The organism is Phyllobacterium calauticae, assembly GCF_019991125.1.
Taxonomy (GTDB): domain Bacteria; phylum Pseudomonadota; class Alphaproteobacteria; order Rhizobiales; family Rhizobiaceae; genus Phyllobacterium; species Phyllobacterium calauticae.
The window spans coordinates 357,621-372,672 of sequence record NZ_JAGENB010000002.1 but is presented as its reverse complement, the minus strand read 5'-3'; the positions used below and the strand labels follow the sequence as shown (position 1 = coordinate 372,672).

The following is a 15,052-nucleotide window of genomic DNA, read 5'->3' as shown; positions in this document are numbered from 1 at the left end:
GATTCATCGTAAAAAAATTTCGGTTTTTGCTACAAAAGCTGCCCCATATACTCCTGCACTTCCTGGCCGGGACGGAAAAGTCCCAGACGCTTGATTTCCCAGTGCAGATGGATGCCGGAGTTTTGCAGCACGAGCGAGCGGATCGTCTCGCCGAGCGTTTCCAGATCATGTCCGCTGGCGGTGCCGGTATTGATCATGAAATTGCAGTGCATCGGTGACATCTGTGCGCCACCGATCATCAGGCCGCGACCGCCCGCCGCGTCGATTTCCTTCCAGGCGGATGTGCCTTCCGGATTCTTGAAGGTCGAGCCGCCGGTCTTCTCGCGGATCGGCTGCACGGTTTCGCGGTGCTGCTGCACCGCATGCATCGCCGCCTGAATGGCATGGGTTTCACCGGGCGTTCCTTCCAGCAAGGCGGAGGTGAAGATCAGGTCGCCGGCTGCGCCGCAATGGCGATAGGCATAGCCCATGTCGGCGTTGGACAGGATATGCACATTGCCCCTGCGGTCGAGTGCCCGCACCTCGATCACCCGCTCGCGCGTCTCGACCCCGTTGGCACCGGCGTTCATGCGCAGCGCGCCGCCCAGCCCGCCGGGAATGCCGTGGTAGAAATGGAAACCGGCAATCTTCGCCTCAAGCGCCGCCGCGGCAAGCCGCTTGTCCGGGGTCGCGGCACCCGCCCGCAACTGCGTATCGCCGACGCGCTCGACATCGCCGAAGCCCTTGGCGGAGAGGCGCACGACAAAACCCGGGACGCCGCCGTCGCGCACCAGAAGGTTGGAACCGATGCCCACGACAAGGATGGGATATTCTTCGGGAACGGCCTGCAGGAAGGCTGCCAGATCTTCTTCGTCGGCAGGCTGGAACATGACTTCCGCCGGGCCGCCGGCGCGGAACCAGGTCACCTTTTCCATACCCATATTGGGCGTCAGCCGCCCGCGCAGCCCCGAGAAACGATCCCCCAGCTTGCCAAGCAGGGCCTCGCCGTCAATCCTTGAAGACATGATATCCTTCCAGCAGTTATGGCGTCCGGCCGTCGAACCGGACGCAACCGCAAAATTAGAGCATTTTCCGGCCATATTGGCCATATTCTGTTTCCCGGATGGCGAGACAGTCCACGCGGAAGGTGGCGAGGCCGATGTCTTTCCATCGGGCGACGCCGCCTGACAAAGTGGGTGTCCGCCAGCCGGAAACCCGAAGGGACGGAGCCTGTTGCGCCAATTCCGGCGCAAAGCCACTCGCCCGCACGAAGGGTGCGGGCCTTCCTGTCTTTGCTTGATCTTGGCCCAACATTCCTCCGTCAGAATAGGTCACTATGGCCGGAGAATGCTCTAAAGCGCAGCCAGCTCTTTTGGCAAGGCATAGGCCCACTGGGTGATGTTGCCGGCTCCAAGGAAGATCACGAAATCGTCAGGCTTGGCGATGGTGGCGATCAATGGCGCGATTTCCTGCGGACCGTTGATGTAGCGGGCGTCGCGGTGCGCCGCCGTCCTGATGCGCGACACCAGCGCTTCCGATGTGACGCCCTCGATCGGGTCTTCACCTGCGGTATAGACCGGCGCGACGATCACGGTATCGGCATCGTTGAAGCACGCCGCAAACTCGTCAAAGAGGCTCGCCAGACGGGTAAAGCGGTGCGGCTGGACGACAGCGATCACCCGGCCCTTGGCGGAATCGCGCGCCGCTTTCAGCACGGCCTTGATCTCGACCGGGTGATGCCCGTAATCGTCGAACACGTCGACGCCTTTCCACGAACCGGTATGGGTAAAGCGCCGCTTCACGCCGCCGAAAGACGACAGGCCCTTCTTGATGTCCTCGGCGGAAATGCCGAGCTCGTGCGCCACGGCAATCGCCGCTGTCGCATTCGACACATTGTGCCTGCCGGGCATCGGCAGCCGCAGGCCCTTGATCTCGGTGGTCTCGCCGGTCTTGCGCCTGGAAATCTGCACGTCGAACTGCGAGGTCGGTCCATCGACCACGAGATTGACAAAGCGCACGTCAGCCTGCGGGTTTTCACCATAGGTGATGACACGGCGGTCCTCGATGCGCGACACCAGCGATTGCACCTCCGGATGATCAAGGCACATGACGCCGAAACCGTAGAACGGCACGTTCTCGACGAACTGCCGGAAGGCTTCGCGCACCCGGTCGAACGTGCCGTAGTGATCGAGATGCTCCGGATCGATATTGGTGACCACGGCGATGTCGGCAGGCAGCTTCAGGAAGGTGCCGTCGCTCTCGTCGGCTTCCACCACCATCCATTCGCCCGCGCCCATGCGGGCATTGGTGCCATAGGCGTTGATGATACCACCATTGATGACGGTCGGATCGAGATTGCCCGCATCGAGCAGGGTTGCCACCATCGAGGTGGTCGTGGTCTTGCCGTGCGTGCCGCCGATGGCGACCGCCTGACGGAAGCGCATGAGTTCCGCCAGCATTTCCGCCCGGCGCACGATGGGCAAAAGTTTTTCGCGTGCGGCAACGAGTTCCGGATTGCTCTTCTTGATCGCCGTCGACACCACGATAACCTCGGCATCGCCGAGATTATCCGCATCGTGTCCGACAAAGACTTCAATCCCCTTGTCGCGCAGACGCTGCACATTGGCGCTGTCCGACTGATCGGAACCCTGAACCTTGTAGCCGAGATTGTGCAGGACTTCGGCAATGCCGCTCATGCCGATACCGCCGATACCGATGAAATGAACAAGACCGATGTTGAGCGGCATCTTCATGGACGCACTCCTTTTTTGAAAACTTCAGAAGGAGACGAGGTCATAGCGAACTCATCTCACCGTAAGGGATTGGCCGGATGCAATAGCCTCTGTGAGGTCGGCAAGCAACCTTGCAGCGTCCGGCTTGCCCGTCGAGCGGGCTTTTTCCGCAATAAATGCCAGCCGCGTCGGTTCGTGCATGGCGCTGGCGAGGATATGGGCGATCCGCTCCGGCGACAGTTCCGACTGCTTGATGACATCGGCTCCGCCCGCGGCCTGCAAGGCAGCGGCATTCGCCGCCTGATCGTGGTCAAGCGCATGCGGGAAGGGAACGAGAATGGCCGGGCGGCCGATAGCCGCGATTTCCGACACGGTCGAGGCGCCGGAGCGCGACAGGACGAAATGCGCATCGGAAATGCGCCGCGGCATATCTTTGAAGAATGGCGCGACCTCGGCCTTGACGCCCATGGCCTGATAGGCGGAGCGCACCTGCGCCTCGTCCTCGGCGCGGGCCTGCTGTGTCAGCACCAGACGGGCCCGGTCCTCCGGCGACAGAAGCTGGATGGCAGCGGGGATGGCAGTTGAAAAGTATGACGCGCCCTGGCTACCGCCGAACACCAGAAAATGAAACGGCTGGTGCGCCTGCGATGCCTTGTAGGCCTTGCCGACTTCCGCCAGCACGGCCGGGCGGACGGGATTGCCCGTCACCACGATCTTGCCGGCATAGGGGCCTTCGCCCTGCGGCAGGAACCCGCCGGCAATGGCATTGACGCGGGCAGCCAGCGCCTTGTTGGCACGGCCCATCACGGCATTCTGTTCGTGGATGAGCGTCGGGATTTTCAGCGCCGTCGCCGCATAGAGCGGCGGCAGGGTCGGATAGCCGCCGAAGCCCGCCACCAGCTTCGGCTTCAGGCGCCGGAACAGTTTGCGGGAATCGAGATTGCCCTGCCAGAGCGTCCAGAAGGTGCGGGCGAGAGAAATCGGGTTGCGTCCGCCGATGGTGGCGGAGCGCACCACATGGATTTCCCTGGCCGGAAAGCTCCCGGCGAACCGTTCGGCCCGGTCATCGGTTGCCAGATGGATATCCCAGCCGCGTTCGATCAGCACATGCGCCAGCGCTTCCGCCGGAAACAGGTGCCCGCCCGTGCCCCCGGCACACAGAACAATAATCCCCTTCGACATCAGTCCCTCAGATAGCGTTGGCCAGTGACGGCGTTTTGGTGTTTGCCAGCGTCGCCGACCGCCTGCCCTCGGGTCTGCGCCTTGTCAGCGCCAGTAGCAGTCCCGTCGAAATTGCCACCGAGATGAGCGACGAGCCGCCATAGGAGATGAACGGCAGCGTCATGCCCTTTGCGGGCATCAGGTGCAGGTTCACCGAAATGTTGATGATCGACTGGAAGCCGAACAGGATGACGAGGCCGGAGACGGCAAGGCGGGTGAAATCGTCCCGCTCCTTCAGCGCGATCGACAGGCCGCGAATGACGATGAAGGCGAAGATCAGCACGATCAGCAGGCAGAGCGCGATGCCGTACTCCTCGGCAGTCACCGAGAAGATGAAGTCCGTGTGGCTGTCAGGGATGATGCGCTTGATGGTGCCTTCGCCGGGCCCTTGCCCGAGCCAGCCGCCGCGAATAATCGCTTCGCGCCCGGCATCCACCTGGAATGTATCGCCTTCGCCGGTCATGAAACGGTCGATACGGCCCGCCACGTGCGGGAAGATCGTGTAGGCGCCGAAGAAACCGGCAACGCCGAGAACGCCAAGGCTGATGATCCACAGCCACGGCACACCGGCCATGAAGAACATGGCGCCCCAGGTGATGGCGGTCAGAATGGTCTGGCCAAGGTCGGGCTGCGCCACCAGCAATGCCGCGACAACGCCGAACAGCACCATGGAGAAGAAGTTGCCGGGAATATCCTTGCGCCGCTCATTCTCGGAAAACAGCCAGGCGCAGACAATGACAAAGGCCGGTTTCATGAATTCGGATGGCTGGATGGAGATGCCCGCCAGCGACACCCAGCGGCGCGCGCCTTTGACTTCGATGCCGAAGAACAGGGCGCCAACCATCGCCAGCATGGAGAGACCGAGCAGGATGATGGCAAAGCGGCGGATGGTGCGCGGCGCCATGAACGACACGGCGAACATGACGAACACCGCAGGCACCATGAACATCGACTGGTGCTTGACGAAGTAAAAACTCTCAAGACCGATGCGCTCGGCAACGGCGGGGCTCGCGGCGAAGGAGAGAAGGATGCCGAGACCCATCAGGCTGAGGCAGGCGGCCAAAAGGAAACGGTCAATTGTCCACCACCAGTCGGCGACGGGTCCACGGTCAATGCGGCTTACCATCAGTTTGCCCCTTCAATCGGTGAAGCGCCTGCAAGCGCCAATACGGCGGAGCGGAATGCCTCGCCGCGTTTCTCGAAATTCTGAAACTGGTCGAAACTGGCACAGGCGGGCGACAGCAGGACCACAGCTTCCTGCGATCCGTCGCCGGCCGCGTCCCGCGCGGCATGTTCCACCGCTGCACTGATCGTGCCCGAAATCTCATAGGGTGCCGCCTCGCCAAGCGTTGCGGCGAATTGCGGTGCCGCCTCGCCGATCAGATAGGCCTTGGCGATACGCGGGAAAAAACCGGAAAGGGAAGCGATGCCGCCTTCCTTGGGCAGGCCGCCGGCAATCCAGTAGATGCGCGGGAAGGACGACAGCGCGGGCGCGGCCGCATCCGCATTGGTCGCCTTGGAATCGTTGACGAACAACGTCCTGCCCTGCCGCGCCACCTGCTCCATGCGGTGCGCAAGGCCAGGAAAGGTTTTGAGGCCCGCATTGATCTCATCCGCCGAGAGGCCGACGGAACGGCAGGCGGCAAAAGCTGCCAACGCGTTCTGCGCATTGTGCTCGCCGCGCAGCGACCCGATGCCATGCAGCGAAGCGACAGCGGTTTTCGCGCCGTTTTCGGCGAGATACAGCGTCGCCCCGTCGGCGAAATAGCCGTTCGGGATAGGCAGGCGCTTGGAAATGCGGATCACCGGCTTGCCTGCACGCTCCAGCCGGTCGGCAATGGCGGCACAGAAACTGTCGTCGACACCGACAATCGCCGTCTCGCTGCCCGCGACCAGCCGTTCCTTGATCTCGGCATAGTGCTGCATGGTGCCATGCCGGTCGAGATGATCCGGCGTCAGGTTCAGAAGGATACCGGCGGTCGGATTGATCGACGGTGCCAGATCGATCTGGTAGGACGAGCATTCCACGACATAGTGGCGGCCATCCGCCGGCGGCTCCAGCGTCATCACGGCGGTGCCGATATTGCCGCCCAGCTGCATGTCACGGCCCGACGCCCTGATGATATGGGCGATCAGCGCCGTCGTCGTCGACTTGCCGTTGGTGCCGGTGATGGCGATGAACGGGCTGTTCTTTCCCGCCAGATTGCGCTCGCGCACGAAGAGTTCGACATCGCCGATGATTTCAACGCCTGCGGCGCGGGCGAGATCCACCGTCCAGTGCGGGCGCGGATGGGTCAGCGGCACGCCGGGCGACAGGACGAAGGACGAGAACTGCTTCCAGTCGACCAACCGCAGGTCACTGGTGTCGATACCGGCGCCCTGCGCCCGCGCAACGCTCTCCGGATTGTCGTCCCAGGCAATGACCTTCGCACCGCCGGCTGCAATCGCCTTTGCCGTCGCAATACCCGACCCGCCGAGCCCGAAGAGCGCGACGGTCTTGTCCTGCAAGGAGTGGGCAGCGATCATGCAACTGGCCTTATCTGAGCTTGAGTGTGGAAAGGCCGATCAGCGCGAGAATGACGGCGATGATCCAGAAGCGGATCACGACCTGGCTCTCGGTCCAGCCCTTCTTTTCGAAATGGTGGTGGATCGGCGCCATCAGGAACACGCGTTTTCCCGTCAGCTTGAACGAGGTGACCTGGATGATGACTGACATGGCTTCCATGACGAAGACGCCGCCGATGATGGCCAGAACGATTTCGTGCTTGGTGGCAACGGCGACGGCACCGATGAGGCCGCCCAGCGCCAGCGACCCGGTATCACCCATGAAAATGGCGGCGGGCGGCGCGTTGAACCAGAGAAAACCGAGACCCGCGCCAATGACAGCGCCGAGAACCACGGCAAGTTCACCCGTGCCCGGCGTGAAATGGATCTGCAGGTAATCGGCAAAGATCGCATTACCGGCGAGGTAGGCGATCACCCCGAACGAGGCGGCGGCGATCATCACCGGAACGGTGGCAAGGCCATCGAGACCGTCGGTGAAATTGACGGCATTGCCCGCGCCGACCATGACGAAGGCGGCAAAGGGAACGAAGAAAATGCCGAGATTGAGGATCAGCTGCTTGGCAAAGGGGAAGGTCAGGGACGAAGAGAACGGTTCCTGCCCCGCCCACATGATGGCAAGACCGGCCAGCGCGGCGACCAGAAACTCGATGCCGAGGCGCGCGCGGGCTGAAAAGCCCTTGAACGACTGTTTGCTGACCTTGAGATAATCATCATAGAAGCCGATGGCCCCGAAGCTCACGGCAACCAGAAGCACGACCCAGACATAGATGTTGGACCAGTTGGCCCAGAGCAGCGACGAGATCAGGATACCGGTCATGATCATCAGGCCGCCCATGGTTGGCGTCCCGGCCTTCTTGAAGTGGGTTTGCGGGCCGTCCGCGCGGATCGGCTGGCCGCGGCCCTGCCGGACACGCAGGGAGTCGATGATGCGGGGACCGAACAGAAACACGATCAGCGCCGAGGTGATCAGCGCGCCGCCGGTCCTGAACGTGATGTAGCGGAACACGTTCAGAAATTGGATATGTTCCGCCAGACCGGCCAGATAATAAAGCATAGACTATGTCCCCATCCCCGTAAGCTCACTCGGCAGGACCGGCGGGCTCCACGGCGTTGTACTTCTGTAGGATTGCCTTGACGATCCGGACAAAACCGATTCCTTTCGATGATTTGATCATGATCACATCACCGGCCCTGATCGTGTTCAGCAGATTTGACTGCAATTCGTCGACGCTCTGCCTGTATTCGGCGTGAAATTCAACCGGCAAGGCGGCTTTAAGCGCCGCCATTTCGGGTCCGCCGAGAAAAACCATGTTGATATGATTGGCCGTGATGACCGGCGCCAGGTCCGCATGCAGCTTTGGCGCCTGCTTGCCGAGTTCCAGCATGTCGCCGAGCACGGCAATGCGGCGCCCCTTGCCCGTGGGCACGGCGGCAGCCAGAAGCTCTATCGACGCGCGCACCGAAGCCGGATTGGCGTTGTAGCTCTCATCGATCAGCGTGAACGTGCCATTGCCGATTTCGAGCAGGTGGCGCGCACCGCGCCCGCTCTCCGGCCGCAGCGATGCCAGCGCCAGCGTGACCTTGGTCATGTCGGCGCCGGTCAGATGCGCCGCGCCGAGCACCGCCAGGACGTTCTGCACGATGTGCCTGCCCGGCGCGCCGACCTTGACGACGGCTTCGGAACCGGCGAGCCGCACGGTCATGCAGGAGCAGGCATCGTGCAGCTTGAGCGCGCGCAGGCGGTAATCCGCCCGGGCATTCTCACCAAAACTCTTGATGTGCTCGACACCGGCGTTGCGCGCCAGCGTTTCCAGGAGCTTGTAGTGCTTGTCGTCGCGATTGAGCAAGGCATAGCCGCCGGGCACAAGCCCTTCAAAGATCTCGGCTTTTGCCGTCGCGATTTCCTGTAGGTTCTTGAAATGGCCAAGATGCGCCGGAGCGATCAGCGTGACGATCGCCACATGCGGGCGGACCATCTTCACCAGCGGACGAATCTCGTCCGCATGGTTCATGCCGATTTCAAAAACGCCGTAATCCGTGTCCTCGGGCATGCGGGCGAGCGTCAGCGGCACACCCCAGTGATTGTTGAACGAGGCAACCGATGCATGCACTTTGCCCGAATCCGCCAGGACGTGCCGCAGCGCTTCCTTGGTGGTCGTCTTGCCGACGGAACCGGTCACGGCGATGATCTGGGCATGGGAGCGTTCGCGCGCCGCAAGGCCGAGCCGCGTCATGGCCGCGAGCACGTCATCGACCACGATCATCGGGGTCTTGAGCTTGCCGAGCGCGGGCAGCTTCACTTCCGCAACCACGAGCAGCGCCGCACCGGCAGCCACCGCCGCCGTGGCAAAATCATGCCCGTCGAGCGCATCGCCCTTGATGGCGAAGAACGCCTCACCCTTACGCAGGGTGCGCGTATCGATGGAAATGCCGGTAATGCCTTCGGGCAGCGCGCCAACCGGACGGCCGTTCATGGCCTCAATCATGGCTTCGGAGGTCCAGAGCAAACTCATGGATTGCGCTCCCGGGCCAGACGGTCCTTCAGGGCCTGGGCGACTTCCGTGTGATCGGAGAACGGCAGCACGACGGTGCCGACGGTCTGGCCTTCTTCGTGGCCCTTGCCCGCGACAATCAGCGTATCGCCGGATTTCATCATGGCAACCGCCACGCGGATCGCCTCATGCCGGTCGCCGATCTCCTGCGCGCCGGGAGCGGCAGCGAGAATTTCAGCGCGGATGGTGGCGGGAACTTCCGAGCGCGGGTTGTCATCGGTCACGATGACGACATCGGCAAGGCGCGTGGCGATTTCGCCCATCATCGGGCGCTTGCCCTTGTCGCGGTCGCCGCCGCAGCCGAACACCACGATGACGCGCCCTGTCGTGAAGGGACGGACCGAGGTGAGCACGTTTTCCAGCGCATCGGGCTTGTGGGCGTAATCGACATAAGCGGGCGCCCCCTCTTCCGTCGCGCCGACAAGATCGAGCCGTCCCGGCGCGCCCTTCAGCCGCTCAAGGCCGCGCATGGCCGCAGCAGCGGGAACTCCGGTGGCAATGGCAAGCCCTGCGGCCACAAGACCATTGGCCACCTGAAAATCTCCCGCCAGCGGCAGGGTGATCTCAAAGATCTCGCCGGCAATCTGCACTTCCACGTGCTGGCGGAACCGCTCATGCTCGACACGCTTCAGCGTGATGAATTCGCCCTTGCGGCCGACCGTCAGCACTTTGCAACCGGCTTCCGTGGCCGCCGCAATGGTTGGCTTGGAAAAGGGATCGTCAGCAAAAATGACGGCAGGCGCGCCCTTCGGCAGCAGTTCCCTGAACAGACGCAGTTTGGCGGCGTGATATTCCTCGACCGTCGGATGATAATCCATGTGGTCACGGCCAAGATTGGTGAAAGCACCGGCCGACAGCTTCACACCATCGAGGCGGCGCTGGTCAAGGCCATGCGACGAGGCTTCCATGGCCGCATGGGTGACACCCTCTTCGACCAGTTCGCTCAGCAGCTTGTGCAGTTCGACGGGATCAGGCGTGGTCAGCGAACCGTAATCATTGCGCGTCGGCGAAACCACGCCTGTCGTGCCGATGCTGGCCGAGGCGAAACCGGCATTGGCCCAGATCTGGCGGGTGAAGGAGGCCACCGATGTCTTGCCGCTGGTGCCGGTGATGGCGACCATCACATCCGGCTGCACCCGGTAGAAGCTGGCAGCCGCAAGCGCGAGCGCACGGCGCGGATCGTCCACATAGATGATCGGCGCGGAGACGTTGCTCAGCTTGGAAGCGCTGGCGGCAACGATGATCGCTGCGCCGCGTTTTGCCGCATCGGCGGCATAAACGCTGCCATCCGCCTTCGAGCCTTTCAGGGCCGCGAAGAGGAAACCGGGCTTGACCTCACGCGAATCGGAAGTCAGGCCATTGATCGTCGTTTCCCCGAATTCGGAGATTGCCAGGGCAGGTATGCCGTTCAATTCTTTCAGTTTCATGACCGAATCTGCTTTACTCATCACTGTCGTAGGAAACCTGCAATGGCGCGACTTGTTGGCCGAAATCGGGCTTTACCCCGAGAAACGATGCGGATCTGCGGATAATTTCCGCCACCATGGGTGCCGCGTTGAAGGCTGCGATACCGCTGCTCTGCCCTTCGGCAGGCTTTGGTTCGTCGATAATGGTCAAAACGACATATTCCGGTTTTTCGATCGGAAAGGCCGCCACGAAGGCGTTGAACCGCAGATCCTTGGCATAGCGGCCATTGACGACCTTGTCCGCCGTACCCGTCTTGCCGCCGACGCGGTAGCCCTTGACGTTGGCGTTGCGGCCCGAGCCGGTGTCGCCGTTGAGCTTGTAGAGATAGCGCATGTCATCGCTGGTTTTCGGCTTGATGACCTGTTCGGCCATGGCCTGTGCCTGTTCCAGCGTACGCGGCAGGAAGGTCGGTTCGATCAGCCGGCCGCCATTGACCAGCGCCGCGGCGCCGACCGCCGTCTGCAGCGGTGTCGTGGCCATGCCGTGGCCGAAGGAGATCGTGATCGAATTCACCTTCTTCCATACTTTCGGCGAATAGGGCTTGGCGACCTCGGGCAGTTCCGTCTTCATCGGATCGAGCAGGCCGAGACGCGTCAGGAACGCCCGGTGATTTTCGATGCCCACCGCATCGGCTTCCCGCGCCGAGCCGATGTTGGAGGAGAAGACGAAGACTTCCGGCAGGGTCAGCACACGCGCCTTGCCGTGGAAATCGTGGATCGTCTGGCGGCCGATGGTGATCGGGCGTGTCGCGTCATAGGTGGTGTTCAGCGTCGCGCCATGGTCGAGCGACATGGCGGTGGTGAAGCTCTTGATCGTCGAGCCCATCTCGTAGAGACCGGCCGACATGCGGTTGAGGTGGTCCTTGTCGAGCGCATTGAACGGGTTGTTCGGATCAAAATCCGGTGCCGAGGCCATGGCCATCACTTCGCCGGTATTGACGTTGAGAACAACGGCACCCGCCGCAATGGCGCGGTATTTCTGCATCGCATTGACCACGACGTCGCGCACCACGTGCTGGACGCGCAGGTCGATCGACAGGCGCACCGGCGCCAGCGAACGCCCGTCCGCAAGGCCGACATCGCGCAGGTCCGACAGCCCCTGCGAGTCGATGTACTTCTCCATGCCGGCAATGCCCTGATTGTCGATATTGACGAGACCAAGGATATGCGACGCCGTCGGGCCGCCGGGATAGAAGCGTGATTTTTCCGTGCGGAAGCCGATGCCGGGAATGCCGAGCGCCATGATCTGGCTCTTCTGCTGCGGTGTCAGGCCGCGCTTCAGCCAGGCAAAGCCTGCGCCGCTCTTCAGGCGGCTGTAGGTCTGTTCGAAGTTGAGATCCGGCAGCACGGTCGACAGCAGCTCATAGGCCTCATCAGGATCGATGATCTTGCGCGGCTCGGCATAGAGCGATGCGGTCTTGATATCGGTTGCCAGCACTTCGCCGTTGCGGTCGAGAATATCCGGACGCGAGGCCAGAACGCTGCCGGTCGGACCGTTGTAGCCGGTGGTATCTTCCTGCATCCCGTAGAAAATCAGGCGTCCGCTGATGACGCCATAAATGCCGATAAAGCAGATCATGGCCATCATCACGCGGTTGCGTGCGCGATTGCCCGTCTTCTTCTTGCGCGCATCCATTTCGAATGCCGGTGCCGTTCCGTTTTCCAGCTGCGCTGTTTTCCGCTTGATCCAGATGCCCATCTTAATGCGCAGCCCCCTTCGGTTTCGCGCCGGGGACGGCCGCAACGGTTGCCCTGCGCACGCTGCCGGTCTTGATCGTATCGGTCTTTTTCACGGACGGCCCTGCATCGGCCTCGGTGATGAGGTTGGCAACGTCATCCACCTTTTCGGCGGCGGGCTTGGCTTTCGGAATCTCGTTGATGTTGGCGATCTGCTGCGCCTCGACCGGCTGCAGGTTGAGCTGGCCCTGGAAGGAGGCAACCAGCTTCTGCAGGCGGTTGGGCTGCGTCAGCAGGCTCCAGTCGGCCTTCAGGAGGTCAATCGTATCCTTCTCGTCGGCGATCATCCGCTGGATCTTGTGCACTTCCGTCATCTGCTTTTCAGCATCGTGCTTGATTTTATAGGTGATGCCGGCCGCTGCGATCATCAGCCCGATCAATATGATGTCGAAGGTGCGCAGCATGGATCAGCTCCTCGCCGTTTCATGAAAATGCGGAAGATTGGGCAGGCCGTAGATCGAATGATCTTCAGCCAGCGGCGGGTTTTCGGTGCGGATGGCGGCACGCAGCTTGGCCGAGCGCGCACGCGGATTGCTTTCCGTCTCCGCCTCGGTCGGCGCAACCACGCCCTTGCCGATGGGGGTGAAGCTTGCCAGGCGCACCTGCACCTGCGGCAGATGGCGCGAACCGCCGCTCGAACCGGCGCGGTCGTTGAAGAAGCGCTTGACGATGCGGTCCTCGAGCGAATGGAAGGTCACGACAACGAGGCGGCCGCCCGGCTTGAGTGCCCGCTCGGCCGCATGCAGCGCGCGGACGAGTTCGCCCAGTTCGTCATTGACGAAAATGCGCAGCGCCTGGAACACGCGCGTCGCCGGATGGATCGGAATCTTCGGATTGCGCCCGACCAGCGCCTCGATGGCATTGGCCAGATCGCGGGTGCGGTGAAACGGCTCGGTGGTGCGGCGTTTTTCGATCATGCGCGCGATGCGGCCCGCATGGCGCTCCTCGCCGAGGAAATTGAAGATGCGGGCAAGATCGCCCGTCTTGAGCCGATTGACCACGTCGGCGGCGCTTGGCCCTGAACTTGACATACGCATGTCGAGCGGACCGTCCTTCTGGAAGGAAAAGCCGCGCTCGGCCTCGTCGATCTGCATCGATGACACGCCGATGTCCAGCACGATGCCGTCGGGAGCGCCCAGCAATGCAACCTGATCCAGTGTCGAGAAAGTGCCCTGCACGAGCGTGAGGCGGCCCGCATGGGCCTTTTCCAGCGCCCGCCCGGCTTCGATGGCCGAGGGATCGCGGTCGATGGCGGTCACCGATGCGCCGGTATCGAGAATACGGCGGGTATAACCGCCTGCACCGAACGTGCCGTCGATGATCAATTGACCGGGACCAGGCTTCAGTGCGGCAATGACTTCATCGAGCAGGACGGGTATGTGGCGCGCTGCATCCTGACCGCCCGCACCCGCCATCACCTGTTTCCTGTCTGATTGTCCAGATTTTCCAGATTTTCCAGCCGCCGCCGCTCCATCAGGCGTTGACGAACCTTTGCCCGATGCGTTTCGAACTGCTCCGGCTGCCACATCTGAAAATGCGTGTTCGCCCCCGCAAAGGTCACATCGGTCGTGATGCCCGTATGCTCGCGCAGGAAATCCGTCACCGTGATCCGTCCATCCGCGTCCAGCTTGAGAAAGCCGCCATCCGCATGCAGGTAGAAAGACATATCGTCTGCCATTTCGGCGAAGGGATCCTCGCTCTCCAGCCGCTTGTCGAAGCGCGTCAGCAGATCCGGTCCGCCCGCATCGAGGGCAGGAAGATGCAGGGAGCGCAGGGCGTACAGTTCCGTGTGGCCGGCTTGCTGGATGATCGAACGGAAAAGCGCCGGCACGGAAACCCGTCCCTTCGCATCGATCCTGTTCGTTACATGTCCGAGGAACCGGTTCAAAACGCAACACCGCCGTTTCCGCCACGAAGGCCTGTTTCATTTCTACCCCTGCTCCACCCCTGGGAGCCCCATCAATAGCCGCGGAAGCATTGGCCGAACGGGCCGAATGCAAGCCCTGGCATGCCAAATCCAATGTCGGGAAACACCGTGTCGACTGAACGCTACTGATGAAACCAATCGATATCATGGGGCACTATGGGCGTCAATGGGATTAGAGAACACATGGTGGGAGCAAGCCTGCAATCAGACGCACTTCCGGCGATTCTGAATTTATGGCTCATTAAGCTTAATGAACGGTTAGGAAACCGGTTGGGCGGTATGATTGAAGCCTTTGCTAAGGCGTGGTGCGCGGTTCGACAAGCTTACCACGCACTAGTGCTGGCATGCCGCGGCAGAAGGGGAATGAAGTGTCAGCTGGCCTGTAAGCCGGGTTCTGTATGGCCGGACTTGCGTCCGGCGCGGCAGCCATTCATCTTGGACGGATGTTGCCATCCGCCTCCTGCAACCTACCCGGACGACTGACCGGAAACTGATCGCCAGGCTTTCGCCTGACACGCCGTCCCTATTCGGTTTTGCTCCCGGTGGGGTTTACCTTGCCGTTCCTGTTACCAGCAACGCGGTGGGCTCTTACCCCACCCTTTCACCCTTACCCCGTCATTCCTTGCGTCCAACCGGCAATGATCCGGCGCAACGAAAGACGGGGCGGTTTCCTTTCTGTGGCACTTTCCCTGGGGTCGCCCCCGCCGGACGTTATCCGGCACCGTGTTTCCCTGGAGCCCGGACTTTCCTCACATGCCGCCTTTCGGCTTCTGACATGCGCGGCTGCCCGGCCAGCTGACGAAGCGTATAAAAGGGTTTCGCAGCAAAAACGCAAATGAAAAAGGCCGGATTGGTTATCCGGCCTTCATCTTT

At 62.0% G+C, this 15,052-nt stretch carries 12 protein-coding genes and 1 other RNA gene; all 13 read right to left on the bottom strand.

The window, feature by feature from the left end; genetic code table 11:
• Positions 1 to 29: 29 nt before the first annotated feature.
• Positions 30 to 1,004, bottom strand: coding sequence for a UDP-N-acetylmuramate dehydrogenase (murB, locus tag J1W56_RS07730; RefSeq protein WP_223612733.1), 975 nt, complete (start codon positions 1,002 to 1,004; stop codon positions 30 to 32).
• A 327-nt stretch (positions 1,005 to 1,331) separates the two neighbouring features.
• Positions 1,332 to 2,732: a UDP-N-acetylmuramate--L-alanine ligase gene (murC, locus tag J1W56_RS07725; RefSeq protein ID WP_223612732.1), complete on the bottom strand. Its 1,401-nt coding sequence runs from the start codon at positions 2,730 to 2,732 to the stop codon at positions 1,332 to 1,334.
• 51 nt (positions 2,733 to 2,783) lie between these two features.
• Positions 2,784 to 3,893: an undecaprenyldiphospho-muramoylpentapeptide beta-N-acetylglucosaminyltransferase gene (gene murG, locus J1W56_RS07720; RefSeq protein WP_223612731.1), complete on the bottom strand. Its 1,110-nt coding sequence runs from the start codon at positions 3,891 to 3,893 to the stop codon at positions 2,784 to 2,786.
• Between the two features lie 7 nt (positions 3,894 to 3,900).
• Positions 3,901 to 5,058: a putative lipid II flippase FtsW gene (ftsW, locus tag J1W56_RS07715; RefSeq protein ID WP_105732195.1), complete on the bottom strand. Its 1,158-nt coding sequence runs from the start codon at positions 5,056 to 5,058 to the stop codon at positions 3,901 to 3,903.
• Positions 5,058 to 6,458, bottom strand: coding sequence for a UDP-N-acetylmuramoyl-L-alanine--D-glutamate ligase (gene murD, locus J1W56_RS07710; RefSeq protein ID WP_223612730.1), 1,401 nt, complete (start codon positions 6,456 to 6,458; stop codon positions 5,058 to 5,060). The genes ftsW and murD overlap by 1 nt, the downstream gene beginning before the upstream one ends.
• 10 nt (positions 6,459 to 6,468) lie before the next feature.
• Positions 6,469 to 7,551, bottom strand: a complete 1,083-nt coding sequence (gene mraY / locus J1W56_RS07705; RefSeq protein WP_105732193.1) for a phospho-N-acetylmuramoyl-pentapeptide-transferase — start codon at positions 7,549 to 7,551, stop codon at positions 6,469 to 6,471.
• A gap of 25 nt (positions 7,552 to 7,576) precedes the next feature.
• Positions 7,577 to 9,010, bottom strand: coding sequence for a UDP-N-acetylmuramoylalanyl-D-glutamyl-2,6-diaminopimelate--D-alanyl-D-alanine ligase (locus tag J1W56_RS07700; protein WP_223612729.1), 1,434 nt, complete (start codon positions 9,008 to 9,010; stop codon positions 7,577 to 7,579).
• The gene (locus J1W56_RS07695) at positions 9,007 to 10,476 is read right to left on the bottom strand and encodes a UDP-N-acetylmuramoyl-L-alanyl-D-glutamate--2,6-diaminopimelate ligase (RefSeq protein ID WP_223612728.1); all 1,470 of its coding nucleotides are present in this window, start codon (positions 10,474 to 10,476) and stop codon (positions 9,007 to 9,009) included. The genes J1W56_RS07700 and J1W56_RS07695 overlap by 4 nt, the downstream gene beginning before the upstream one ends.
• 13 nt (positions 10,477 to 10,489) lie before the next feature.
• Positions 10,490 to 12,151, bottom strand: a complete 1,662-nt coding sequence (locus J1W56_RS07690; protein ID WP_223613461.1) for a peptidoglycan D,D-transpeptidase FtsI family protein — start codon at positions 12,149 to 12,151, stop codon at positions 10,490 to 10,492.
• Positions 12,152 to 12,215: 64 nt separating this feature from the next.
• Positions 12,216 to 12,656: a cell division protein FtsL gene (gene ftsL / locus J1W56_RS07685; protein ID WP_223612727.1), complete on the bottom strand. Its 441-nt coding sequence runs from the start codon at positions 12,654 to 12,656 to the stop codon at positions 12,216 to 12,218.
• Positions 12,657 to 12,659: 3 nt separating this feature from the next.
• On the bottom strand, positions 12,660 to 13,667 hold the full coding sequence (gene rsmH / locus J1W56_RS07680; protein ID WP_223612726.1) for a 16S rRNA (cytosine(1402)-N(4))-methyltransferase RsmH: 1,008 nt from the start codon (positions 13,665 to 13,667) through the stop codon (positions 12,660 to 12,662).
• Positions 13,667 to 14,140, bottom strand: coding sequence for a division/cell wall cluster transcriptional repressor MraZ (mraZ, locus tag J1W56_RS07675; protein WP_223612725.1), 474 nt, complete (start codon positions 14,138 to 14,140; stop codon positions 13,667 to 13,669). The genes rsmH and mraZ overlap by 1 nt, the downstream gene beginning before the upstream one ends.
• Before the next feature lie 406 nt (positions 14,141 to 14,546).
• Positions 14,547 to 14,978: RNase P RNA component class A (gene rnpB, locus J1W56_RS07670), an RNA gene on the bottom strand.
• Positions 14,979 to 15,052 lie beyond the last annotated feature (74 nt).